Consider the following 24,212-nt stretch of genomic DNA (forward strand, 5'->3'; position numbering starts at 1 on the left):
GTCTGCGCCTTGCCCTGCACCCTCTGGCGGCGTCGTAAGAGCGCCCTGGCGCTCTGCCCGTCTCCAAAGAAAAACCCCGCGATCGCTCGCGGGGTTTTTCTTTGGGGGGCGCCGGTTGGCGCCTTGCTCAGACCATCAGCGCTTCGAGCTTGACCGTGTCGGCAGCGAAGGCGCGGATGCCCTCCGCCAGTTTTTCCGTGGCCATCGCGTCTTCGTTGAGCGCGTAGCGAAAGCCCGCCTCGTCGTAGCGCACGGGCGCGATGTCCAGGCGCTTCGCCGCGTCGGCGTCGAGCGCGCGCGACAGCGGCGCTTCGCTGGCTGCGAGCTGGGCCAGCAGCTCGGGGCTGATGGTGAGCAGGTCGCAACCCGCCAGCGCAGTGATCTGGCCCACGTTGCGAAAGCTCGCGCCCATCACTTCGGTGGCCACGCCGTGGCGCTTGTAGAACTCGAAGATGCGGCGCACCGAGCGCACGCCGGGGTCGTTGGCGCCGGCGTTGGCGGCCTCGTCCCATTGGGCGCCGGCCTGCTTCTTGTACCAGTCGTAGATGCGGCCCACGAAGGGCGAGATGAGACGCACGCCGGCCTGGCCGCAGGCCACGGCCTGGGGGAAGGAGAACAGCAGCGTGAGGTTGGTGTGGATGCCTTCGCGCTCCAGTTGCTCGGCCGCGCGGATGCCCTCCCAGGTGGCGGCGATCTTGATCAGCACGCGTTCGCTGTCCACCCCCTCGGCGCGGTACAGGGCGATCAGGCGGCGCGCGCGCTCGAGCATGGCGGCGGTGTCGAAACTCAGGCGCGCGTCGACCTCGGTGGACACACGGCCGGGAATGAGCCGGAGGATTTCGACGCCGAAGCGCACCAGCAGCCGGTTCATCAGCTCCACCTTGTCGGCCGCGCCATGGCGCGCGATGGCCTCGGCCAGCAGCGGCGCGTACTCGGGCTTCTGCACCGCCTTCAGCACGAGCGAGGGGTTGGTGGTGGCGTCGCGCGGGGCGTAGACCGCCAGTTGCCGAAAGTCGCCGGTGTCGGCGACCACGGTGGTGAACTGTTTGAGGGCGTCGAGCTGGTTCATGGGCGGATTATGGCGCCGCCAGGTAATAAAATTTCAGCCATTCGGACCACCTGGTAACACGCCATGCTCGACCGCATCAAGGCCTCGATGCCCTCGCTCGCCCCGGCCGAACAGCGCGTGGCCAAGCTCGTGCTGCAAGACCCGCGCAGTTTCGCCAGCCTGCCGGTGAGTGAGCTGGCCGAGCGCGCCCACGTGAGCAAACCCACGGTGGTGCGCTTCTGCCGCAGCATGGGCTACGACGGCCTGTCGGATTTCAAGCTCAAGCTGGCGGGCACCGTGAGCGAAGGCGTGCCCTTCATCCACCGCAGCGTGGACGCCGACGACAAGACCAGCGACGTGATGGTCAAGCTCATCGACAACACCGTGGCGGCCTTTCTCAAGTACCGCAACGACGCCTCGCACCACGCGATCGAGCGCGCCGTGGATGCGCTCGTGGCCACGGGCAAGGCGCGCGGGCGCATCGAGTTCTACGGCGCGGGCAACTCGGGCATCGTCGCGCAGGACGCTCAGCACAAGTTCTTCCGCCTGGGCATCAATGCGGTGGCCTACAGCGACGGCCACATGCAGGTGATGGGCGCCTCGCTGCTGGGGCCGGGCGACTGCCTGGTGATCGTGTCGAACTCGGGCCGCACACGCGACCTGATGGACGCGGCCGACATCGCGCGCCGCCACGGCGCCACGGTGATCACCATCACCACCAGCGGCTCGCCGCTGGCACAAGCCGGGCATATCCACCTGGCGGCCGACCACCCCGAGGGATACGACCGCTACAGCCCCATGACCTCGCGCCTGATGCACCTGATGGTGATCGACATCATGGCCACCTGCCTGGCGCTGCGCATCGGCGGCGCCAAGCTGCAGCCGCTGCTGCGCGAGATGAAGAACAACCTGCGCAACAAGCGCTACGCCTGAGCGTCAAAGCCGGCCTTCCTCCACCGCGTGGCAGGCGATGCGGATGCCGCCGATGTCCTTCAGCACCGGGCGCTCGTGGCGGCAGCGGTCGTTGGCGTGCGGGCAGCGCGGGTTGAAGGCGCAGCCGCTCGGGGGGTTCAGCGGGTTGGGCACTTCGCCCTGCACCGGCGTGCGCGCCTTGCCGGTGTCGTGCATCTTGGGGATGGCGTCGAGCAGCATGCGCGTGTAGGGGTGGCGCGGGCTCTCGAACAGCGTGTGCTTGGGCGCCAGCTCCACCAGGCGGCCCAGGTACATCACGCCCACCTGGTCGCTCACGTGGCGCACCACGGCCAGGTTGTGGCTGATGAACAGGTAGGTGAGCCCGCGCTCGCGCTGCAGGTCCTTCATGATATTGAGCACCTGCGCCTGCACCGACACGTCCAGCGCGCTGGTGGGCTCGTCGCAGACCAGGAAGTCCGGCTGCGTGGCGAGGGCGCGCGCGATGGAAATGCGCTGGCGCTGGCCGCCGCTGAACTGGTGCGGGTACTTCAGGCTGTCGTGCGGGCTCAGGCCCACCGAGCGCAGCAGCTCGTCGACGCGGTCGCGCAGTTTCGCCGGATCGGTTTCGATCTGGTGCTCGCGCAAGGGCTCGGCGATGATGTCCTGCACGCGCCAGCGCGGGTTCAGGCTGGCGTACGGGTCCTGGAAGATCATCTGGATGCGCCGGCGCAGCACGCGCCCGGCGGGCGTCTTGAAAGCGGCGTGCGCGTCCTGGTTGTCGAACTGGAAGCCCCCGCGCGTGGGCTCGTACAGGCCCACCAGCAGGCGCGCCACGGTGCTCTTGCCGCAGCCGGATTCGCCCACCAGCGCCAGCGTCTGACCGCGCGGGATGTCGAAGCTCACGCCGTCGACGGCGCGCAGCAGCTGGCGCGGCTTGCGCTCCAGCACGCGGTTGAGCCAGGGGGGCGAGACGTCGAAGGTCTTCGCCAGGTCGGTGGCGCGCACCAGCGCGGTGGCGTCGGTGGTCACGGCGGTGCTGCTCATGCCACGGCTCCCGAGGCCTGCAGCCAGCAGGCCGCGCGCGTGGCGCCCGCGTCCATGAGGTCGGGGCGCTCGACATGGCAACGATCGAACACGCGCTCGCAGCGCGGGTTGTAGGCGCAACCCTTGGGAATGGCGTTGAGGCGCGGCATGGCGCCGTCGATCTGGTGCAGCCGCTCGCGTTCCTGGCTCATGTCGGGGATGCAGGCCATCAGGCCACGGGTATAGGGGTGGGCCGGCTGGTTGATCACCTCGTGCACGGGGCCGATCTCGGCGACGCGCCCGGCGTACATCACGGCCACGCGGTCGCAGGTTTCGGCGATCACGCCCATGTCGTGCGTGATCAGCATGACGGCTGCGCCGCGCTGTTTGCAGATGCTCTTGAGCAGCGTGATGATCTGCGCCTGGATGGACACGTCCAGCGCGGTCGTGGGCTCGTCGGCGACGATGAGTTGGGGCTCGGCCGCCAGCGCCAGCGCGATGACCACCCGCTGACGCATGCCGCCGCTGAACTGGTGCGGGTAGTGGTCGATGCGCTGTTCGGCCGCCGGAATACCGGTGTCCCGGAGCAGCTGGATCGCGCGCTCGCGCGCCTCGGCCGCGCTCACCGGCAGGTGCGTGGTGATGGTTTCGATCAGCTGGCGGCCCACCGAGTACAGCGGGTTCAGCGAGGTCAGCGGGTCCTGGAAGATGGCGCCGATCTTGCGCCCGCGGATGCGCCGCATTTTTTCGTTCGGCAGGTTGTCGATGCGCTGGCCTTCGAGCAGGACCTGTCCCGAGGCGATGCGCCCGGGCGGCTCCAGCAGGCCAATGATGGACGCGCCGGTGAGCGACTTGCCCGCACCGGACTCGCCCACCACGCCCAGGATCTCGCCGGGCGCGATGTCGAAGGAGATGTCGTCAAGCGCGCGCAGGGTGCCGCGGCGCGTGGGGAACTCGACGACGAGGTTCTTGACTTGCAGCAGGCTCATGGTCAGCGCAGCCTTGGGTTGAGAGCGTCGCGCAGCCAGTCGCCCAGCAGGTTCACGCTGAGCGCGATGAGGATGAGCATGAGGCCGGGGAAGATGGTGATCCACCACTCGCCCGAGAACAGGTAGTCGTTGCCCACGCGAATGAGCGTGCCCAGCGAGGGCGAGGTGGGCGGCGCGCCCACGCCCAGGAAGGACAGCGTGGCCTCGGTGATGATGGCCGTGGCGACCTGGATGGTGGCCAGCACCAGCACCGGGCCCATGACGTTGGGCAGCACGTGGCGGCCCATGATGCGCAGCGGCGCCACGCCGGTCACGCGCGCGGCCTGCACGTACTCCTTGCTGCGCTCCACCAGCGTGGAGCCGCGCACCGTGCGGGCGTACTGAACCCAGCCGGCCAGGGTGATGGAGATGATGAGCACGCCGAAGGCCAGCGTCTCGTGCGCGTTGGGGAACAGCGCGCGGCCCACGCCCGCGATCAGCAGCGCGATGAGGATGGGCGGGAAGGACAGCATCACGTCGCACAGGCGCATCAGGAAGCCGTCAAGCCAGCCGCCCACGAAGCCGGCCAACAGGCCCAGGGTCACGCCGATGAGCACCGACAGCACCACCGAAGCCAGGCCCACCACAAGCGAGATGCGCGCGCCGTACATGAGCGCGGAGAGGATGTCGCGGCCCTGGTCGTCGGTGCCCAGCACGAACTGTGGGTTGCCGCCTTCCTGCCACACGGGCGGCAGGCGCGCGTTCATCAGGTCCAGCGAGGCCAGGTCGAAGGGGTTGTGGGGGGCGATCCAGGTGGCGAAGAGCGCGCAGACGATGCAGACGGCAGCGATCAGCGCGGCCACGATGGCCGTGGGCGAGGTGCGAAAGCTGTACCCGACGTCGCTGTCGAGCGCGCGGCGAATGGTGGCGATCAAGTCAATGTCCCGAAAGAAGAGGCGGATCGGAAGGCCAGGGCCAGCGCGGAACCGGCTCCGCCGGGCCGCTGCTGGCGCCCCCCTTGGGGGGTGACGCCGCAGGCGGCGCGGGGGTGGCCTTATTTCACCGACATGTAGCGGAACGGCATGAAGTTGTCGGCGAGCTGGGCCAGCGTGACGTTGTTGGCCACGCCCCAGGCCAGGGCCTGCTGGTGCAGCGGCAGGTGGCCGACGTCGTCGGCATGGATCTTGAAGGCTTCGCGGATCATGGCGTCGCGCTTGGCCTTGTCGGTCTCCGATTGGATCTGCTTGGTCAGCTCATCCACCTTGGGGTTGCAATAGGAACCCAGGTTGAACTGGCCCGAACCGGAATCGTCCACGCAGCGCATGAGCGCGTTGAGCGCGTTGTGCGAGTCGTAGGTGCCCGGCGTCCAGCCCAGCATGTAGAAGCTGGTGTCGCGGCGCAGGATTTTCGGGAAGTAGGTGCCCTTGGTCTCGGCCTGCAGGTTGATCTTGACGCCCACGCGCGCCAGGTTGGCGGCCACCGCCTGGCAGATGTTGCCGTCGTTGACGTAGCGGTCGTTCGGGCAGTTCAGGGTCACCTCGAAGCCGTTCGGGTAACCGGCCTCGGCCAGCAGCTTCTTCGAGGCCTCGGCGTCGAAGGGCAGGCGGGTGTTCATGGCGGGGTCGAAGCCATTGATGCCAGGGCCGACCATCAACGCCGTGGGCGCGGAGGCACCACGCATCACCGTGCGCTGGATGCCCTGGATGTCGATGGCCTGGTAGAAGGCCTGGCGAACGCGCTTGTCCTTGAAGGGGTTCTTGCCCTTCACGTTGGAGTACAGCAGCTCGTCGCGCTTCTGGTCCATGCCCAGGAAGATGGTGCGCAGCTCGGGGCCCTGCATCACCTTGGACTTGCCGCTGGCGTTGATGCGCGCCACGTCCTGCAGCGGCACGGGCTCGATCACGTCCACCTGGCCCGACAGCAGCGCGGCCACACGCGTGGCGTCGTTGCCGATGGGCGTGTACTCGACGTTGACGACGTTGCCTTCGATCTTGCCCCAGTAGTTGCCGTTGCGCTGGAAGGTGGTCTTCACGTTGGGTTGGCGCTCGCGCAGGCGGAACGGGCCGGTGCCATTGGCGCGGAACGAGGCCGCGTTTTCGATGCCCTTGCGGCGGTCCACCGGGCGCGTGGCCTGGTTGTCCTCGCACCACTTCTTGCTCATGATGTACAGCAGCGACAGCACATCGGGCAGGATGGGGAACGGGCCCTTGGTTTCGACCTCGACCGTGTGCGAGTTGACCTTGCGCACGTCTTTCACGTCGTTCACGTAGCTCTTCATGTCCGAGCCTTCGCCCGCGGCGCGCGCGAAGGTGAACAGCACGTCGTCGGCGGTGAAGGGCGTGCCATCGTGGAATTCAACGCCCTTGCGCAGCTCGAAGCGCCAGACGGTGGGCGAGGTCTGCTTCCAGCTCGTGGCCAGGCCGGGCACCAGCTTGAGGTTGCGGTCGCGCGCCACCAGCGGCTCGTAGACGTTGCCCGTCACGGTGAGCTGCAGCGACTCGTTGAGCGAGTGCGGGTCCATCGACAGGGCATCACCCTGGTTACCGATGCGCACCGTCTGGGCGCTGGCGGCGCCAGCCGCCAGGGCTGCGGCCACGAGCAGGGCAGCCGAGGATTTTTTGAGATTCATGCGTCGCTCCTTGCGGGGGTGGGTGAGGGGGTGGACTGGGAAAGGGCCTGGCGCGGCGCGCTGGCCTCGCTGGCCAGTGGCATGCCTTGTTCGATGAGGCTGGCGTGCAAGGCGGCGCCCAAGGGCAACACCTCGTCGTTGAAGTCGTAGCGGCTGTTGTGCAGGAAGCAGGCGCCCTGCCCGTTGTCGGCGCCCTGCCCCAGGCGCAGGTAGGCGCCGGGCTTGACCTGCAGCATGAAGGAGAAGTCCTCCGCGCCCATGCTCGGGTCCATGTTGCGGTCCACGTGCTCGTGGCCCACCAGCCTTTGCGCCACCTCCATCGCGAAGCGGGCCTCGTCGCGCGTATTGATGGTGGCGGGGTAGATGCGCTCGTAGTTCAGGTGGGCCGAGGCACCCAGGCCCAAGGCCACGCCGGAGCACACCTCGTGCAGGCGCTTCTCGACCATGGCCTGCACCTCGGGGTTGAAGGTGCGCACGGTACCGATCAGGCGCGCCGTGCCCGGGATCACGCTGAAGGCGCCCGGGTCTCCGGCCTGCATGGAGCACAGGCTGATCACGGCGCTGTCGATCGCGCGCACGTTGCGCGAGACAATGCTCTGCACCGCCGTGATGATGTGGGCCGCCACCAGCACCGGGTCGACCGCGGCATAGGGGTGCGCGCCATGGCCGCCCTTGCCGGTGACTTCGATGGTGATGCGGTCGGCCGAGGCCATCATGGGCCCGGGGTTCACGCCCACCGTGCCTGGGCGCATTTGCGGCCAGTTGTGCATCGCGAACACCGAGTTCACGGGAAAGCGCTCGAACAGGCCGTCCTCGATCATGGCCTTGGCGCCGGCGAAGCCTTCCTCGCCGGGCTGGAAGATGAGCACGGCCGTGCCGTCGAACTGCCGCGTCTCGGCCAGGTAGCGCGCCGCGCCCACCAGCATGGCCGTGTGGCCGTCGTGGCCGCAGCCGTGCATCATGCCGGGCCTGCCCGACTTCCAGGCAAAGTCGTTGTGCTCGGTCATGGGCAGCGCGTCCATGTCGGCGCGCAGGCCGATCATGCGGCCGCTGCCGGTCTGGCGACCGCGGATGACCGCCACCACGCCAGTCTTGCCGATGCCGGTGTGGACCTCGTCCACCCCGCAGACTTTGAGCGACTCCACCACGCGCTTGGCCGTGTAGACCTCCTCGAAACCGAGTTCGGGGTGGGCATGCAGGTCGCGGCGCAGCGCCGTGAGCTCGGGGTGGAAGGCCGCGATGTGCGCGAACGCCGGCCCATGCACCTTGTAGCGGGACTTGCTCATGTCAGGTCTCCCGCCGGGCCGCCGCAAGGGAGACCTGCGCCCCCTTGGGGGGCAGCGAATACACGAAGTGATGCGCGTGGGCGTTCATGATCAATGCCCTCCGGCCTTCTCCACGCGCAGGCGCGGATCGACCACAAAGTACAACAGATCGACGATGAGGTTGATCACCACGAAGATCAGCGCGATCAGGCACAGGTAGGCGGCCATCACGGGGATATCGGCGAAGGTCACGGCCTGGATGAACAGCAGGCCCATGCCCGGCCACTGGAACACCGTCTCGGTGATGATGGCGAAGGCGATGAGGCCGCCGAGCTGCAGACCGGTGATGGTCATCACCGGCACCAGCGTGTTCTTCAGCGCGTGGCCGAAATGCACCGCGCGATTGGTGAGCCCGCGGGCGCGCGCGAACTTGATGTAATCGGTGCGCAGCACCTCCAGCATCTCGGCGCGCACCAGCCGCATGATCAGGGTGAGCTGGAAGATGGCCAGCGTGATCGCGGGCAGCGTGATGTGGATCCATCCCTTGGTCGTCAGCAGGCCGGTGCTCCACCAGCCCAGCGCGACCACGTCGCCGCGGCCGAAGCTGGGAAACCAGCCCAGGTGCACCGCGAACACGAGGATCAGCAGGATGCCGATCAGGAAGGTGGGCAGCGACACCCCGAGCAGCGAGATCGTCATGAAGACCTGGCTGAGGAAAGTGCCGCGCTTGAGCGCCGCATACACGCCCATGGGAATGCCCACCAGCAGCGCGAGCACCGCCGCCACCATGGACAGCTCCAGCGTGGCCGGGAAACGCTCGGCGATGAGGCGCGACACCTTGGCGCCCTGGCGCAGGCTCAGGCCGAACTCGCCCTGCGCGGCGTTGACCAGGAAGTGCCAGAACTGAACGAAGAAGGGCTGGTCCAGGCCCAGATCGGCGCGCAGGGTGCGCACCTGCTCCGGCGTGGCGTCCTGACCGAGCAGGAAGACCACCGGGTCTCCGACGTACTGGAACAGCATGAATGCGATCAGCGCCACGCTGACCATGACGATCACCGCCTGGGCGAGCCGTCGGAGGATGAATGCGAACATCGATGAAAAAGCAAGAGAGGGTCGCGCCCGGAAGGAGGCGACCCTCTTTGGTCAATACCCGATTCAGTTTACCGTGATGAGCCGCCAATCCAGGCGGTTGTCGGCGCGGTGAACCACGTTGATGCTCTTCTTCATCGCCCAGGGAATGACCTGGTTGTGCAGCGGCAGGTGCGACACGTCGGCGTTCGACAGCTCCAGCGCCTCGGTCAGCAGGCGGTTGCGGATCAGCAGGTCGGTCTCCGTCTTGGCGCGATCGATGATCTGGTCCATCTTGGGGTTGCTGTAGCGGCCCACGTTGTAGTTGCCGTCACCGCCCTGGCCCACGCTGCGCACCAGCGACTGCAGGCTGTACATCGCGTCGAAGGTGGGCACGCCCCAGCCCAGCATGTAGATGCTGGCCTCGTAACGCTGAATCATCGGGAAGTAGGTGGCCAGCGGCAGCGTGCGCAGCTTGGCCTTGACGCCGATGCGCGCCCACATGGCCGTCACGGCCTGGCAGATCGCCTCGTCGTTGATGTAGCGGTTGTTCGGGCAGGCGAAGTCGACCTCGAAACCGTCCTTGTAGCCGGCGTCGGCGAGCAGCTTCTGCGCGGCGGCCACGTCGAACGGGTAGCGCTGGTGCACACCCTCCGTCCAGCCCGTCACCTGCGGCGCGATGAGCGCCCCCGTGGGCTGGCCCAGGCCACGCAGCGTGACGCGCGCGATCGCGTTCATGTCGATGGCCTGGTACAGCGCCTTGCGCACACGCACGTCCTTCAGCGGGTTCTTGCCCTTGACGTTGCTGCCCACGAGCTCGTCGCGGTGCTGGTCCATGCCGAAGAAGATGGTGCGGTTCTCAACCCCGTCCATGACCTTGAGGTTGCCGTCCTGGCGCAGGCGCGGCAGGTCCTGCGGGCTCGGATCCAGCACGAAATCCACCTCGCCCGAGAGCAGCGCGGCCATGCGCGTGGCCGTGGCCTTCACCGGCGTGTAGACGATCTCGGTGACGTTGGTCTCGGCGCCCTTGCCCCACCAGTTGGGGTTGCGCGTGAGCACCATCTTCTGATCGGGCGCCCACTCCTTGAGAACGAAGGGCCCCGTGCCCATGGCGTTGCGGTGGGCGAAGTTCTCGTCCTGGGTCTTGATGTCCTTGGGCGCGGTGGAGTTGTTCTTCTCCGCCCAGGCCTTGCTCATCATGCGCAGCTCGGTGAGCTGGTTCACCAGCACCGGGTTGGGGCCCTTGGTGAAGATGTCGATGGTGTTGTTGTTGACCTTGACGATGCGGTCGATGCCCTGGATATAGGGCGTGAAGTTCGAGGTCGGCGCCATTGCGCGCTGCAGCGAGAACACCGCGTCGTCGGCGGTGAAGTCGGACCCGTCGTGGAATTTCACGCCGGTGCGCAGCGTCAGCCGCAGCTGAGTGGGCGAGACCTGGTTCCAGCCAGTGGCCAGCAGCGGCTCGGGCTTGAAGGTGCGGCTGTTGTAGTACACCAACGACTCATAGACCGAGGCATGGATGCCGTTGGCCAGTGCGTTGTTCTGGGAATGGATGTCCCAGGTCGGGATGTCGCTGGCACTCGTCCACTTGAAGGTCTTCGCTTGAAGACCACCGGTCGTGACAGCCAAGGCTGCCCCCAGCACGACCGCCTGCATGGGCACGGAGAACGATTTCATCGTTGACACCTGAATTAAATGAAGGTGCCGGGACTATGCAACAAGCGTTCCCGCACCAGCGACGGGACTTACCCGTACCGGGTACGGGCACCCGAATCGGCATCGCGCGGCCCCCAGCGCCTCGACCGGAACAGGCCATTTCCGGACACCACTCGAAGCTTGATGCCTCCATCATTTCAAATAATTCTTTATAGCTATATTTGCCCTGCCTATTGGCCATGTCTTTAGGCATTTCAACCCTCAAAACCATCAGGAAGGTCCCCCATGAAGAAACTCCTCGTCGCCGCCTTGCTCGCCCTGAGCGCCGCCGCCAGCTTCGCCGCCGTCGACGTCAACAAGGCCTCGCAAGCCGACCTCGACAGCATCAAAGGCATTGGCCCCAGCACCACGGGCAAGATCCTTGAACAACGCAAGGCCGCCCCCTTCAAGAACTGGAACGACTTCATCGCGCGCGTCCCCGGCATCGGAGACAAACGCGCCGCGAAGCTGTCGCACCAAGGCCTGACGGTCAATGGCGAGGCCTTCAAAGCGACCAGTGCGCCAGCGGGCGCCAAGCCCAAGCAGTGAGCGCCGTCCGCTCACCCGGCCAAAAAAAAACCGCCCGGCATGCCGGGCGGTTTTTTGCTTGAGCGAAGCGCTTCTGAAGATCAGAAGTTGTGCTGGATGCCCACGCCGAACAGGGTGTTCTTGACTTCCGCGCCGGTACCGATGATTTCGGCTTTGGTGCGGTTGAAGGCAGCGTACGTGAAGGTGCGCTTGGACAGCGCGTACTTGGCGCCGATGCTGAAGCCGGTGGTCTTGCTCAGATCCGTACCGCCAGACTCCAGCTTGGAACGGGCCACGCCAACACCGATGTCGAAGCCGGCGCCCAGGGGCACGTCCACGCCGATGTTGAACTCGTTGGCCTTCACGTCAGCAAAGCCGTCCGGCTGCACTTTGGCCTGGTTCACGCCACCGACCAGCTTCACGACGCCGAAGTCGTAGGAGCCGTTCAGCAGGTTGTAGGTGGTCTTGCCGGTGGCGGCCAGGCCGGTCAGGATACCGGTGCTGTCGATGCCGTTCAGGCCTTCGACTTTCTGGCTCTGGTGAGCGAAGCCAGCCACGATCGGGCCGTTGGCGTAGTTCAGGCTGAACGACACCAGGTTGCTGGCCTTGTTGTTCGGCGAGCTGGCGCGGTCTTCACCCAGCGAGTAGGCGAAAGCACCCGAGAAACCGCCGAAGTTGGGCGAGTTGTAGCGGATGGTGTTGTTCGGGTTGTCTTCGTAGCCGAGCCAGGTGGTCCACGACGACGCGAAGTTCGCGTTGAAGGTGTCGTTGGCCATCGAGCGGGTGTCGTCGTACGGCGTCCAGGGCTTGCCCAGCTGGATTTCACCGAAGCCACCCGACAGACCGACCCAGGATTGGCGGTTGAAGCTCAGGCCACCGGCGGTGCCGTTGTCCATGGCCAGCGCGCCTTCCAGGTTGAAGTTGGCCTTCAGACCACCACCCAGATCCTCGGAGCCCTTGAAGCCCAGGCGGCTGGTGTTGAAGCCACCGCTTTCCAGCACGGTCTCGCTGGCGGAGCCGACACCGGTGATGTCCGTCTTGACACGGCCCACCCACACATCGGCCATACCGTAAAGCGACACGCTCGACTGAGCCATCGCGGCGCCGCAGGTGCCCAGAACGGCAAGAGCGATCAGACTTTTCTTCATGGGGAGATTCCTTTTCCTTTGGAACGGTTTGGGAAACGTTTCACACGACTGAAACTGCAGTGATGGTACCCATCGACATGCACGTTACGGGTTTGCCCCTAGGGGTTTTACACAAGACAGGGGAAAAACGTGGCAATGAAGCAACAACGTCATCCCACTTTCTTAAACCTCTTAAGCAAATAGCAGGCCAATTCCCCTAAGCAAAAAAAAGCCACCGCCGAGGCGGTGGCTTTTGGCTTCAGACGCCAGCGGGCCAAGCCCGCAGGACATCAGAAGGAGTGGCGGATGCCCAGCTCGAAGCCGGTGCGCTTGTACTCAGGACCAGCCAGCAGACCGGCGTCGGCGCTGATGCGGGCGAAGTTGCCGTACAGGGCGGTGCGCTTGCTCAGGCCGTACTCGTAACCGACAGCGACCTGGTTGCCATCAACCGAGATGCCGGGAACTTCCACTTCGGTACGGGTGTACGAAGCCTTGATCAGGCCAGGGCCCACGGGGGCGGTCAGGCCCACCATCAGGTTGTTCACCTTCAGGTCGACGGTCTTTTCCTTCGACGTGGTGTAGTTGAACATCGGCTTGATGAAGCCGAAGTCATACGAAGCACCCACGTTGGTGCGGCGCGAATCGGCGGCGCCCACGTTGCCTTCCGAAGCGGTGGCGAAGCCAACCGACAGCGGGCCGTTGGCGTACGTCAGGCGCAGGCCTTGGTAGTCGCTGGCGCTGGTGCCGGTGGTCACTTCCTTGAAGCCATAGCTGAGCTGGGCCTGGAAGCCGCCCATGTTCGGCGTGAAGTACGAAACCATGTTGTTCGAACGCACGGTCGTCGCCTGGAAGACACCAGCGTTGGGCGAATACATGTTCACCGAGCTGCCCAGACCGTTGGTGCCGAACGGGTCGTACACGGTGTGGTTCCAGAAGGTCGGCACATAGTCACGGCCCAGGCGGACTTCACCGAAGCCACCCGACAGGCTCACGGTGCTGCGGCGCTGGAATTGCAGGCCAGCGGGCGTGCCGGTGTCGGGGTTCAGGGCGCCTTCCAGCCAGAAGCTGGCGCTCATGCCACCGCCGAGGTCCTCGACACCGCGGAAGCCCAGGCGGCTCGAAGCGGTACCGTCTTGACCCATTTCGCTCAGCGAGGTTTTGACGCCGCCGATTTTGGTCGAGGTGTGGCGGACGTTCACGTCCATGATGCCGAACAGGGTCACCGACGACTGGGCCAGTGCTGCGCTGGAGGCTGCGACGGCAGCCAGAGCGATCAGGGTCTTTTTCATCGAGGAATTCTCCAAGGTTTGGGTTAAGAGGCCGGAAGTCTTTGCCCCCGAGCCGACCTCCATTGAGGAAGCTGCGGGCATTGCATCAGAAACAGCTGGTCACCGCCATGTTTGCCGACCTCGATCCGCCCCAGGGTGGTGCCGATGTTGCAGCCTTGCCACGATTCCGAGGGGTAACCCTTAGACGGATGGCGGGGCGCCATACTCCCCACACCAGTCCACTGCCGATTCAACGTGAGAGTTTCATGAGTACTTTCAGCGATGCCCTGGTGGTTGCCGCCGATTCGGCCCTGCGCACCCTGTTCGCCGTCCCGCGGGCCAGCCAGCCCTGCCCCACCGTGCCCGAGCGGCACGACGATGGTGCGCTGAGCACCGAGGACCGGCGCCTCGCCGGTGCCCTGATGCGGGTCAACCATGTGGGGGAGGTGTGCGCCCAGGCGCTGTACACCGCGCAAGCCTTCGCCGCGCGCTGGCCCGGACCGGGTGGCAGGGCGTCGAACGAGGCCCTGGCCCAGCAGCTGGAAGAGGCCGGCCGCGAGGAAACCGACCACCTGGCCTGGACCAAGGCCCGCCTCGACGAGCTGGGCAGCCGGCCATCGCGGCTCAACCCGTTCTGGTACGCCGGCGCCTTCGGGCTCGGCCTGCTCGCGGGCCGCCTGGGGCAAGGCCCCAGCCTGGGTTTCGTGGTGGAAACCGAGCGCCAGGTGGAAGCCCACTTGGCCAGCCACCTGGACCGCCTGCCGGCCGAGGACCACGCCTCCCGGGCGATCGTGGCGCAGATGAAACTGGACGAGGCCCGGCACGCTCGCCAGGCCCAGCAAGCCGGAGCCGCCGAGTTGCCGGCGCCCGTGAAGGGGATGATGCGGATGGCGGCCAAGGTCATGACGACCGTGGCGCACCGGATCTGAGGCCCCCCGAAAGGGGCGCAGGCTCAGGCGTCGACCAGATCGAAGCTGGTGGTGATTTCCGCCGTCTTGGCCAGCATGATGCTGGCCGAGCAGTACTTCTCGTGGCTCATGGCGATGGCGCGCTCCACCGCGCTGGCGGGCACGCCCTTGCCCGTGACGGTGAAGTGCATGTGGATCTTGGTGAACACCTTGGGGTCGACCGGCGCACGCTCGCTGGTGAGCTTGACCGAGCAGCCGCGCACATCGTGGCGGCCGCGCTTGAGGATCAGCACGACGTCGTAGGCCGTGCAGCCGCCGGTCCCCGCCAGCACCGTCTCCATGGGACGGGGCGCGAGATTGGCGCCGCCGTTCTCGGGCTTGTTGGCGTCGGGGGCACCGTCCATGGCGAGCACGTGGCCGCTGCCGGTTTCGGCAACGAAGCCCATGGCCGATCGGGTGCCGCTGGCGCCAGTCCAGGTGACGGTGCATTCCATGAGAAGGTTCTCCGTGACAAAGCCCGCATTTTCTAAGGGCCTTGCTCTAAAAATGAGGGCAACTTGAGTCGGGTTGTTGCAACGCAGCAATCCGGCGATATACTTGCGTCATTGTATTTTCGGTTGTCTCCTCTACCCTCCACGGGTGGATTCAAACCCGGACCAGCAACGTTGGTCCGGGTTTTTTTTCGCCCGCTGATAATGCTCGGTGATGAAAACGCCCGCCGCCCACCTGACGCCCGCCGACTACCTCAAGAAAATCCTCACAGCCCGGGTGTACGACGTCGCGGTGGAGTCGAACCTGGACCCGGCACGCGCGCTGTCCAGGCGGCTGCACAACACCGTGCTGCTCAAGCGCGAGGACCAGCAGCCCGTCTTCAGCTTCAAGCTGCGCGGGGCCTACAACAAGATCGCGCACCTGAGCCCCGAGCAGTTGTCCAAGGGCGTGATTTGCGCGTCGGCGGGCAACCACGCGCAGGGTGTGGCGCTGGGCGCGCGCAAGCTGGGCGTGCGGGCCGTGGTGGTGATGCCGGTGACCACGCCGCAGCTCAAGATCGATGCGGTGCGCGGCCTCGGCGGCGAGGTGGTGCTGCACGGCGACAGCTACACCGACGCCTACAACCACGCCGTCATCCTGCAAAAGAAGCAGGGACTCACTTTCGTTCATCCCTTCGACGATCCTGACGTGATTGCCGGCCAGGGCACGATCGCCATGGAGATCCTGCGCCAGCTCCAGAGCCTGGGCTCGAACCAGCTCGACGCGGTGTTCGTCGCCATCGGCGGCGGCGGCCTGGTGAGCGGGGTGGCCAACTACATCAAGGCCGTGCGGCCCGAGATCAAGGTCATCGGCGTGCAGATGACCGACTCCGACGCCATGATGCGCTCGGTCGCCGAGAAGGAGCGCGTGACGCTGCCCGACGTCGGCCTGTTCGCCGACGGCACCGCCGTCAAGCTGGTGGGCGAAGAAACCTTCCGCGTCGCGCGCGAACTGGTCGACGAGTTCATTGCGGTGGACACCGACGCCGTCTGCGCCGCCATCAAGGACATCTTCGTCGACACCCGCAGCATCGTCGAACCCTCGGGCGCGATGGCGGTGGCCGCCATCAAGCAGTACGTGGCCACCCACAAGACCAAGGGTCAGACCTACGCGGCCATCCTGTGCGGCGCCAACATGAACTTCGACCGCCTGCGTTTCGTCGCCGAGCGCGCCGAGGTGGGCGAGGAGCGCGAGGCCCTGTTCGCCGTGACCATGCCCGAGGAGCGCGGCAGCTTCCGCCGCTTCTGCGAGGTCATCGGCTCGCTGCCCGGTGCGGCGCGCAATGTCACCGAATTCAACTACCGCATGCACGACAGCGCCCAGGCGCATGTGTTCGTGGGACTCACCACGGCGGGCAAGGGCGAGTCCGCCAAGATCGCCCAGCAGCTGGTGCGCCATGGCTTCGAGACGCTGGACCTCACGCACGACGAACTCGCCAAGGAACACCTGCGCCACCTGGTGGGCGGCCATTCCGCGCTGGCGCAGGACGAACGACTGATGCGCTTCATCTTCCCGGAGCGCCCGGGCGCCCTGCTCAAGTTCCTCAGCCTCATGCGACCGGGGTGGAACATCAGCCTGTTCCACTACCGCAACCAGGGCGCCGACTACGGCCGCATCCTGGTCGGCCTGCAGGTGCCGGCCAAGGACGACAAGGCCTTCGCCAAGTTCCTCGACACCTTGGGCTATCCCTATGTCGAGGAAACCCGCAACCCCGCCTACCGGCTGTTCCTGCGCAGCTGAGCACCCCATGGCGCGCGATCCCGCCCTCACGCCGATCAATGCACCGCGCCCGTTCGCGCCCGTCGAGGGCTTGAAGCTGCCCGCCATCGCCAGCACGGCCGACACCACGCTGGAGCACGCCCTGCACCGGCGCCTGCAGCCCGACGGCCAGCCCGCCAACGCCCTGGGCCAGCTGCAATGGCTGGCCGGGCAGCTCGCGCGCATCCAGCACAGCAGCGCGTTGCCGTTCGACCTGCTGGTGTTCGACGCCCCGCAACTGGTGGTGTTCGCGGCCGACCACGGCCTGGCCGTGGAGGGCATGAGCGACCTGCCGCAGTCCGCCACCGCCGAGTTGGTCAACCAACTGCTCGTGGGACGCGCGCCGGTCAACACCCTGGCGCGCCAGCACGGCTTCGAGCTGACCGTGGTCGACGCCGGCATGGCCACGCCCATCACCCAGCCGCCGGCGGCGCGCGGCCGCCCGCCGGCCACGCTGCAGGCGCGCAAGATCGCCTACGGCACACGCAACTGCCTGCTCGGCCCGGCCATGTCGCTGAGCCAGACCGTGGCCGCGCTGCACGCGGGCATGGACGTGGTGCGCCACCTGCCAGGCACGGTGCTGGCGCTGGGCGAGGTGGGCGTGGCCAACCCGGCCAGCGCGGCGCTGCTGCTGTCGCGCCTGTGCGGCGTGCCCATGGCGGACGCCCTGCCGCGCGACGACGGCCCGGGCTCGGCCTTCGACGACACCGTGCATTTCCAGCGCCTGGACAAGCTCACCGCCGCAGCCCAGCGGCACGCGCAGGCCATCTCCCCCATCCACGCATTGGCGGCCTTCGGCGGTTTCGAGATCGCCATGATGGCCGGCGCCATGCTGCAGGCGGCCAGCGAGCGGCGCGTGGTGCTGGTCGACGGCTTCGTGGCCGGCGCCGCCGCCCTGGTGGCGCGCGGCCTGAGCCCGGCGGTGGCCGACTACCTGGTCTACGCCCAGCGCTCGCCGGCCACCGCGCACCGGCTCATGCTGATCCACCTGCAGGCCATGCCGCTGCTCGACCTCGATCTGCACATCAACCAGGGCACCGGCGCGCTGCTGGCCTGGCCGCTGCTGCTGGCCACGCAGGCGCTGCTGGAGACCTGAGAGCCCCCGCTAGCCCGACGCCAGCCAGCGCCGCTGGCCGGCCAGGCGCTTCACGCCGCGCCAGTTCCGGCACTCGACCGCCACCGCCGGCCATATGCGCTGCAACAGCTCGCACTCGGCCAGGGTGTCGGCCGCCGCCTGGTGGCGCCGGGGACAGGTGATGCCGAAATGGGCCATCCACTCGTCCAGCGAGCGGGCCCGCACCTGGGGGTGCGTCACGGCGCAGAGGTGCTCGATGTCCACCCAGGGATTGGCCGGGCGCCGCCCCAGGTGCTGGCGCGCGTGCCGGCCGATCAGCGCCTCGTCGAAAGCGCTGTGGAAGGCCAGCAGCGGCGCCGCACCGGCGAAGGCTTCGAAGGCCCGCAGCGCCTCGACCGGATCCCACCCGTCGCGCTGGCTCTGCACACCGATGCCATGCAGCAGGATGTTGTCGCGGCTGGAGGCCCGCTCCTGGCGCAGCACCACCTCGAAGCTGTCGCCCAGGCACACGTCGAGGCGGCGGCGCGACCAGTCCACGCGCAGGCCCACGGCGGCGATGGCCAGCAGGCGGTCGCGCGCCACGTCGAGGCCGCTGGTTTCCACGTCCAGCACCACCCAGCGCTCGGGCGCCGCGGGCGCAGCGTCGCCACCACCGAGCCAGGCCGACCACCAGGCGCTCACCGGTCGTAGTCCAGCGTGAGCCGCTGCTGCAGGGCGCGCAGCACGCGCAGCGTTTCCTTCAGGATGCGGCGATCGATGTCGTTGAGCGTGTCCACCGCGATGCGGTTCGGGTTGTCGCCCACCGTGGTGCCATCCAGCTGCGCGTGCAGGCGCAGCAGCTGCAGGTAGTCAAAGCCGCCGACCCAGGCCTGGGCCTCGTGCGCCGGCACGCCCAGCAGCGGGCCCACCGCCTCCAGGCGCTCGCGGGTATTGGTGGCCGGCACGCCGTGCGCCAAGGCATACAGGCGCGCCACGTCGACGAAGATGGCCGTGCCCTGCAGCTTGAGGTCCAGCGTGTCGTGGCCTTCCACCGCCTCGGTGTCGATGTTGCCCAGCCAGTTCAGCGGCACCGTTCGCCCCAGGCCGTTGAGCGCGAGCTGCTTCAGGAAGCGCGGCGTGGTGCGCGCGTGCGCCAGCACCTCGTCGCGCAGCGCGCGGGCCAGGGCCTCGTGGCCGGCGAGCGGGCGAAAGTCGAAAAAGATGCTGGCGTTCAGCAGGTCCCGGGGCGAGCCATGCTCGATCCAGTTCGCGAAACGCTCGCGCCACTGAGTCAGCGTCAGGCACAGCTCGGGGTTGCTGGCCATCACGCCACCCTTGCACAGCGGGTAGCCGCAATCGTCCAGCGCCTGGTTCACCTCGCGCGCGAAGGCCAGGTAGGGCGCGGCCTCGCTGCCATCGGGACGGATCAGCGCGTTGTCCTGGTCGGTGGCGATGGTTTGCTCGCCGCGGCCCTCGGAGCCCAGCGCCAGCCAGCAGCAGTCGGCCAGGGCGATGCCATGGCGCTGCGCCAGCAGCTCGATCAAGCGCGCGCCCAGCACATCGTTCAAATGGCTGATCAGCGCCGTGAGCTGGCGCGCCTGCACGCCCTGGCCCAGCAGGGTGCGCGCGAAACGGCGGATGTCGTGCGCCACCACGCGCAGCGTGTCCACGCCCGTGGCGTTGCGGATGCTGGAGCTGACCTGCTTGAGGCTGAGGCGCTGCAACGCGAACAGGTCGCGCTCGGAGACGATGCCCGCCAGCCGCCCCGCGCGCGTGATGGGCACGTGGCGGATGCCGTGCGTGGACATGGCCAGCGCGGCGTCCTGCGCGCTGGCGTCGTGCGGCAGGCTGTGCACGGGCCGCACCATCACCGACGACACCGGCGCGTCCAGCGGCACCCCGGGCAGCACCACGCGGCCCAGCACGTCGGAACGCGTGAGGATGCCCAGCGGCGCGCCCGCGCTGTCCACCACCAGCATGGAGCCGATGCGCCGCTCGTGCATCTGGCCCAGCACCTCGCGCAGCGGCGTGTGCGGCGCGCAACTCACCGGCGCCTTGTGGCCCAGCTCGCTCAGGGGCGTCTCCAGCGACTGCTCGGCCAGCGCCTGCGAGGAGTAGGCCACCTGCAGCGCCGCGCGCGACAGCTCCAGGAACTTGAGGATGCGCCGGTTGAGGAAGTCGCCGAACGGCGGGCTTTGCGCCGCCAGGGCGCGCATGTCCTCGGCGCCGATGACCAGCACGAAGGTGTCTTCGGTGGCGTGGTACAGCGTGGTGGGCGCGCGCTGCGCCAGCACGGCGCTGATGGGGAACAGGTCGCCCGCCTCGTACTGAAAGGCGCCGCCGGAGACCTCGGACAGCCCGCGCTTGCCGGTGACCGCGCCGCGGCGGATGAAGAACAGCTCGCGCACCGGTCCGTCCTGCGGGTCCACCACCGGCTCACCGGGTGCGTAGTAGGCCTGGCGCGAGGCCGCCACGAAGGCGGCCACGTGCGCCGCCTCCATCTCATCGAAAGGCGGGTAACGCCGCAGCTCGTCGCTCAGGTTGGCCAGCAGGCTGCCCGAGGGCCGCAGCGCGTCCGGCAGGGACACGGGGTCGGTGGGTGTTCCGCCGCGCGGGGCCATGGCGGGCGGCCCGGGGCCTCAGGGCGTGTCGCCCGGCGGGGCGGGCAAGCTCAATTCGAAGCCCTGCTGGCCCCCGCCGGCCGGTGCGAGCCGCGCCGAGCGGCGCTGCACCGACTGGAGCACCACGCCGCCGTCGAGCTCGGCGCCCACGCGGTAGGGCTTGGGTGGCTGCCCATCGATGGCGATCAGCGCGGCGCCATCGGCGCCACCGGCATTGATGACGCCCAGCAACTGGAAGCGCGAGGACAGCGGGGCGGGCGCGCTGGCCGGGGCGTCCACCGCAACGGCCTGCACCGCGCCCAGCACGCGCGCCACGGAGGCCGCGTCGGGCGCGGGCGCCGCCACCGCGGGCGCTGCCACGGGCGTGAGCGGCGAGCGGCCCACGGCCTGCAGCACCCAGTAGCCCACGCTGAGCCCCGTGGCCAGCCAGAGCAGCACGGCCAGCGCACCCGGCGCGCGGCGCGGCGCGCCGCCTGGCGCCGCAGCGCCCTCGCCCAGGAAGACCGAGTGCCCGAAGGTGGATGCCCGACTCATGCGCGCATTATGATCGACCGACCCCCGCGCGGGGCGCCCGACGACCCGGTGCCGGAGACTCCCTTGACACGCCCCCTCTTCCCCTCTTACGCACCCACCCGACGCGCGCTGCGGCGCGGCTTCACGCTCATCGAGCTGATGGTGGTGCTGGTCATCATCGGCGTGCTGGCCGCGCTCATCGTGCCCAACGTGCTAGACCGAACGGACGACGCGCGCGTGACCGCCGCCCGCACCGACACCCACAACCTCATGCAGGCGCTCAAGCTCTACCGCCTGGACAACCAGCGCTACCCCAGCGCCGAGCAAGGCCTGGGGGCGCTGGTCAACAAACCCACCGTCGGGGCGATTCCGCCCAACTGGCGCCGCTACCTCGACAAGCTGCCCAACGACCCCTGGGGACGGCCGTACCAGTACCTCAACCCCGGCGTGCACGGCGAAGTCGACGTGCTCTCGCTGGGCGCCGACGGCCAGGCCGGCGGTGAAGGCGCCAACGCCGACATCGGCAGCTGGCAGTAAACCGGCCGGCCCGCCGACGGCCCGCCCCCACCATGCCGCACGGCCGCCCACGGGGCTTCACCCTGCTCGAGTTGATGGTGGTCGTGGCCATCATCGCCATGGCCACGGCGGCCGTCAGCTTTGCGCTGCGCGAGGACAGCGGCACGCGGCTCGAGCGCGAGGCCCTGCGCCTGTCGGCCATGCTCGAATCGGCGCGCGCGCAATCGCTCACCAGCGGCCTGCCGGTGGTGTGGCGCGTGCGGCCCCATGGCTTTGAATTCATCGGACTGCCACGTGCGCGTGCCGGCGACGGCCCCACGCCCTCCGAAGGCGCGCACCAATGGCTGAACGCCGACACCGGCGCCCAGGTGCTGCAGCCGCCCGGCGCCACCTCGCTGGTGCTCGGCCCCGAGCCGCTGATCCCGGCGCAGCGCATCGCCCTCGGCCTGGGCGAGCGCCGCCTGGTGCTGGCCACCGACGGCCTGGGCCCTTTCCGCGTCACCCCGGACGCGCCCTGACCCCCGAGATGAAAAGCGCGCGCGGCTTCACCCTGATCGAGGTGCTGGTGGCCCTGGGCGTGGTGGCGCTCGCCCTCACCACCGGCTTGCAGGCCAGCAACGCGCTCACGCGCACGGCCGAGCGCCAGACCGAACAATGGCTGGCCACCCTGTGCGCCGAGAACACCCTCACCACCCTGCGCCTGCAGCGCCAGCTGCCCGGCACAGGCAACAGCGAATCCGCCTGCCAGCAGGCCGGCCACGACTTGCGCGTGCGGGTGTCCGTGCTGCCCACGCCCAACCCCAACTTCCGCCGCATCGACGCCACCGTGCTGCGCGGCGCCGACGGCCCCGGGGTGCGCCTGCTGACGCTGTCCACCGTGCAAGGACGCTTCTGATGGGCCGGCGGCGCGCGCGTGGCTTCACCCTGATCGAGCTGCTGGTGGCCCTGGCCATCCTCTCGATCATTGCCGTGCTGGCCTGGCGCGCCATCGACGGCATGGGGCGCACGCAGAACATCACCCAGTCGCGGGGCGACGAGCTGCGCCGCCTGCAGTCCGCCCTGGGCCAGTGGACGGCCGACCTGGACGCCCTGGTCGACACGCGCGAAGTCGCGCCCATCGCCTTCAACGGCCAGGTGCTTCGGCTCACCCGGCGCGACCCCATGGAGTCCGGCCTGGACAGCCGAGGCGTCCGGGTGGTGGCCTGGGCCCTGCTCAACGGCCCCGAGGGCCCGCGCTGGTCGCGCTGGCAGTCGGGTCCGCTGCGCCAGCGCAACGAGCTCGCCCACGCCTGGCAGCGCGCGGCCGACTGGGCCACCGGCCGTGTGAACGCGCCCGGCAACACCGCCGGCGACGCGCTCACCGCCCCCACGGCCGACAGCGCCATCGCGCTGGTGCCGGCCTTGCGCTGGCAGCTGTACTACCACCGCGGCGAGGCCTGGACCAACCCCCAGTCGGCCGACGACGCCCAGCCCCCGCGCACCATGGCCTTCAGCCCCAACCTCAACATGCCCAATGGCGTGCGCCTGCTGCTGGAACTGCCCCCGGCCGGCACCGCCCTGCACGGCGTGCTGCAGCGCGACTGGGTGCGCCCCACGCTGGAGCCCTCGCCATGAGCGCGGCCGGGCCGCTCCCAGGGAACTCCGCCCCGCCGGGTGCGGCATGGAGGGCCGTGCCGTGACACGCACCCACCAGCGAGGCGCGGCGCTGCTGCTGGCCATGCTCACCGTCACCCTGGTGGCCGCGCTGGCCGCCAGCGCGCTGTGGCAGCAATGGCGCGCGCTGGAGGTCGAGCGCGCCGAGCGCCAGCGCGCCCAGGCCGCCTGGATCCTGACCGGTGCGCTCGACTGGGCGCGCCTGATCCTGCGCGAGGACGGGCGCGGCAACCAGACCAATGGCAACCCCGACCACCTGGGCGAGCCCTGGGCGCTGCCCCTGGAGGAGGCCCGGCTGTCCAGCTTCCTCGCCGCCGACCGCGACAACACCGCCGACAGCACGCTCGAAGCCTTCCTCTCGGGCGAAATCACCGACCTGCAGTCGCGCCTGAACTTCAACAACGTGGCGCGCCTGACCACCGTCCAGAACGGTGCCGTGCCGCTCAAGTACGAACTCTCCGAGCCCGACCTAGACAGCCTGCGCCGCCTGTACGAACTGCTCGGCCTGCCCCGCGGCGAGCTCGAAGCCGCCGCCAAGGAGCTGCTGGCCAGCGCCCAGATGTCCCTCAGCGACCCCCTGCCCGCGGACGCGGCCTCGCTGCTGCCGACCAAGCTTTCACAGCTCGCCTGGCTGGGCATCTCGCCCAGCAGCCTGGCGCGGCTGGAGCCCCACCTCACCGTGCTGCCGCTGCGCACCACGCTCAACCTGAACACCGCCAGCGCCGAGGCCATCGCCGCCTCCCTGCCGGGGCTGGATCTGGCCATGGCGCGCCGCCTCGTCTCGGCGCGCGAACGCACGCCGTTTCGCAGCATCGCCGAGGCACAGCGCCTGCTGCCCCAGGGCCCGGCCGTCCTCAGCGACCAGTACCACGGCGTGCGCAGCAGCTTCTTCGAGGTGCGCGGCCGCTTGCGGCTGGACGACACCATCATCGAAGAGCGCTCCCTGGTGATGCGCCAGGCCCTGGACGCGCGCATCGTCTGGCGCGAGCGCTTCACGCGCCGCTGAGGCGCCCCAGGGTGCCGGTCACCCCCCCGGGGGGATGGCGACTGAAGCCGCCACGCAACGCCCTAGGGCACCTGGATGAGGGTTTGACATGGTCCCTCTCTAGAATGGCCGGTCCCATCTT

Annotated in this window: 24 protein-coding genes; 10 read left to right on the forward strand and 14 right to left on the reverse strand. The window is 68.4% G+C overall.

Annotation, left to right across the window (positions count from 1 at the left end; genetic code table 11):
- Positions 1 to 127: 127 nt before the first annotated feature.
- Complete coding sequence (gene tal / locus DY262_RS08000; protein ID WP_116958401.1) at positions 128 to 1,069, reverse strand: transaldolase; 942 nt, start codon at positions 1,067 to 1,069, stop codon at positions 128 to 130.
- A gap of 63 nt (positions 1,070 to 1,132) precedes the next feature.
- On the opposite strand from tal, the gene DY262_RS08005 reads away from it, so the two are divergent.
- Positions 1,133 to 1,981, forward strand: a complete 849-nt coding sequence (locus tag DY262_RS08005) for a MurR/RpiR family transcriptional regulator (RefSeq protein ID WP_070399183.1) — start codon at positions 1,133 to 1,135, stop codon at positions 1,979 to 1,981.
- A gap of 3 nt (positions 1,982 to 1,984) precedes the next feature.
- On the opposite strand, the gene DY262_RS08010 is transcribed toward DY262_RS08005, so the two are convergent.
- From DY262_RS08010 to DY262_RS08040, 7 genes are all read right to left on the reverse strand, one after another.
- On the reverse strand, positions 1,985 to 3,004 hold the full coding sequence (locus DY262_RS08010; RefSeq protein WP_116958402.1) for an ABC transporter ATP-binding protein: 1,020 nt from the start codon (positions 3,002 to 3,004) through the stop codon (positions 1,985 to 1,987).
- Positions 3,001 to 3,972, reverse strand: coding sequence for an ABC transporter ATP-binding protein (locus DY262_RS08015; protein ID WP_116958403.1), 972 nt, complete (start codon positions 3,970 to 3,972; stop codon positions 3,001 to 3,003). Before DY262_RS08015 ends, DY262_RS08010 begins: the two co-directional genes overlap by 4 nt.
- Before the next feature lie 2 nt (positions 3,973 to 3,974).
- Positions 3,975 to 4,886 carry an ABC transporter permease gene (locus tag DY262_RS08020; RefSeq protein ID WP_116958404.1) on the reverse strand — a complete coding sequence of 304 codons (912 nt, stop codon included), beginning with the start codon at positions 4,884 to 4,886 and terminating at the stop codon, positions 3,975 to 3,977.
- Positions 4,887 to 5,005: 119 nt separating this feature from the next.
- Positions 5,006 to 6,580, reverse strand: coding sequence for an ABC transporter substrate-binding protein (locus tag DY262_RS08025; RefSeq protein ID WP_116958405.1), 1,575 nt, complete (start codon positions 6,578 to 6,580; stop codon positions 5,006 to 5,008).
- Entirely contained in the window at positions 6,577 to 7,866 is a 1,290-nt protein-coding gene (locus DY262_RS08030; RefSeq protein WP_116958406.1) for a M20 aminoacylase family protein, read from the reverse strand. Before DY262_RS08030 ends, DY262_RS08025 begins: the two co-directional genes overlap by 4 nt.
- Before the next feature lie 90 nt (positions 7,867 to 7,956).
- Positions 7,957 to 8,937, reverse strand: coding sequence for an ABC transporter permease (locus DY262_RS08035; protein WP_116958407.1), 981 nt, complete (start codon positions 8,935 to 8,937; stop codon positions 7,957 to 7,959).
- Between the two features lie 63 nt (positions 8,938 to 9,000).
- Positions 9,001 to 10,590 carry an ABC transporter substrate-binding protein gene (locus DY262_RS08040; RefSeq protein WP_116958408.1) on the reverse strand — a complete coding sequence of 530 codons (1,590 nt, stop codon included), beginning with the start codon at positions 10,588 to 10,590 and terminating at the stop codon, positions 9,001 to 9,003.
- Between the two features lie 264 nt (positions 10,591 to 10,854).
- Between DY262_RS08040 and DY262_RS08045 the strand changes: the two genes are divergently transcribed.
- Complete coding sequence (locus DY262_RS08045) at positions 10,855 to 11,157, forward strand: ComEA family DNA-binding protein (RefSeq protein ID WP_116958409.1); 303 nt, start codon at positions 10,855 to 10,857, stop codon at positions 11,155 to 11,157.
- An 80-nt stretch (positions 11,158 to 11,237) separates the two neighbouring features.
- Here DY262_RS08045 and DY262_RS08050 read toward each other — a convergent pair whose 3' ends face one another.
- A complete protein-coding gene (locus DY262_RS08050) occupies positions 11,238 to 12,284 on the reverse strand; it encodes a porin (protein ID WP_116958410.1) in 1,047 nt (348 codons plus the stop codon).
- Between the two features lie 269 nt (positions 12,285 to 12,553).
- Positions 12,554 to 13,552, reverse strand: coding sequence for a porin (locus tag DY262_RS08055; protein WP_181936445.1), 999 nt, complete (start codon positions 13,550 to 13,552; stop codon positions 12,554 to 12,556).
- A 245-nt stretch (positions 13,553 to 13,797) separates the two neighbouring features.
- Between DY262_RS08055 and coq7 the strand changes: the two genes are divergently transcribed.
- Complete coding sequence (gene coq7, locus DY262_RS08060; protein ID WP_116958412.1) at positions 13,798 to 14,460, forward strand: 2-polyprenyl-3-methyl-6-methoxy-1,4-benzoquinone monooxygenase; 663 nt, start codon at positions 13,798 to 13,800, stop codon at positions 14,458 to 14,460.
- A 23-nt stretch (positions 14,461 to 14,483) separates the two neighbouring features.
- Here coq7 and DY262_RS08065 read toward each other — a convergent pair whose 3' ends face one another.
- Positions 14,484 to 14,933 (reverse strand): OsmC family protein, encoded by a 450-nt coding sequence (locus tag DY262_RS08065; protein WP_116958413.1) that lies wholly within the window; start codon positions 14,931 to 14,933, stop codon positions 14,484 to 14,486.
- A gap of 211 nt (positions 14,934 to 15,144) precedes the next feature.
- On the opposite strand from DY262_RS08065, the gene ilvA reads away from it, so the two are divergent.
- On the forward strand, positions 15,145 to 16,710 hold the full coding sequence (gene ilvA, locus DY262_RS08070) for a threonine ammonia-lyase, biosynthetic (protein WP_116958414.1): 1,566 nt from the start codon (positions 15,145 to 15,147) through the stop codon (positions 16,708 to 16,710).
- 7 nt (positions 16,711 to 16,717) lie between these two features.
- Positions 16,718 to 17,824 (forward strand): nicotinate-nucleotide--dimethylbenzimidazole phosphoribosyltransferase, encoded by a 1,107-nt coding sequence (locus DY262_RS08075; RefSeq protein WP_181936446.1) that lies wholly within the window; start codon positions 16,718 to 16,720, stop codon positions 17,822 to 17,824.
- Positions 17,825 to 17,833: 9 nt separating this feature from the next.
- Here the strand turns inward: DY262_RS08075 and DY262_RS08080 are convergent, their stop codons facing one another.
- Genes DY262_RS08080 through DY262_RS08090 form a run of 3 tightly spaced genes read right to left on the reverse strand, consistent with a single transcriptional unit; the run spans position 17,834 to position 20,937 of the window.
- On the reverse strand, positions 17,834 to 18,484 hold the full coding sequence (locus DY262_RS08080; RefSeq protein WP_116958416.1) for a 3'-5' exonuclease: 651 nt from the start codon (positions 18,482 to 18,484) through the stop codon (positions 17,834 to 17,836).
- Positions 18,481 to 20,370: a DUF294 nucleotidyltransferase-like domain-containing protein gene (locus tag DY262_RS08085; RefSeq protein WP_245980871.1), complete on the reverse strand. Its 1,890-nt coding sequence runs from the start codon at positions 20,368 to 20,370 to the stop codon at positions 18,481 to 18,483. The genes DY262_RS08080 and DY262_RS08085 overlap by 4 nt, the downstream gene beginning before the upstream one ends.
- Before the next feature lie 51 nt (positions 20,371 to 20,421).
- Positions 20,422 to 20,937: a type II secretion system protein N gene (locus DY262_RS08090; protein WP_116958418.1), complete on the reverse strand. Its 516-nt coding sequence runs from the start codon at positions 20,935 to 20,937 to the stop codon at positions 20,422 to 20,424.
- Positions 20,938 to 21,000: 63 nt separating this feature from the next.
- On the opposite strand from DY262_RS08090, the gene gspG reads away from it, so the two are divergent.
- The 5 genes from gspG to gspK all read left to right on the forward strand — a co-directional run bounded on the left by gspG (position 21,001) and on the right by gspK (position 24,091).
- Positions 21,001 to 21,453, forward strand: a complete 453-nt coding sequence (gspG, locus tag DY262_RS08095) for a type II secretion system major pseudopilin GspG (RefSeq protein ID WP_116958419.1) — start codon at positions 21,001 to 21,003, stop codon at positions 21,451 to 21,453.
- Positions 21,454 to 21,485: 32 nt separating this feature from the next.
- A complete protein-coding gene (locus DY262_RS08100) occupies positions 21,486 to 21,950 on the forward strand; it encodes a prepilin-type N-terminal cleavage/methylation domain-containing protein (RefSeq protein ID WP_116958420.1) in 465 nt (154 codons plus the stop codon).
- Positions 21,951 to 21,958: 8 nt separating this feature from the next.
- Complete coding sequence (gspI, locus tag DY262_RS08105; RefSeq protein ID WP_116958421.1) at positions 21,959 to 22,327, forward strand: type II secretion system minor pseudopilin GspI; 369 nt, start codon at positions 21,959 to 21,961, stop codon at positions 22,325 to 22,327.
- A complete protein-coding gene (locus tag DY262_RS08110) occupies positions 22,327 to 23,046 on the forward strand; it encodes a PulJ/GspJ family protein (protein ID WP_181936447.1) in 720 nt (239 codons plus the stop codon). Before gspI ends, DY262_RS08110 begins: the two co-directional genes overlap by 1 nt.
- Positions 23,047 to 23,107: 61 nt before the next feature.
- Positions 23,108 to 24,091, forward strand: a complete 984-nt coding sequence (gspK, locus tag DY262_RS08115; RefSeq protein WP_245980873.1) for a type II secretion system minor pseudopilin GspK — start codon at positions 23,108 to 23,110, stop codon at positions 24,089 to 24,091.
- Positions 24,092 to 24,212 lie beyond the last annotated feature (121 nt).

Source organism: Hydrogenophaga borbori (assembly GCF_003417535.1).
GTDB classification, from domain to species: Bacteria; Pseudomonadota; Gammaproteobacteria; order Burkholderiales; family Burkholderiaceae_C; genus Hydrogenophaga; species Hydrogenophaga borbori.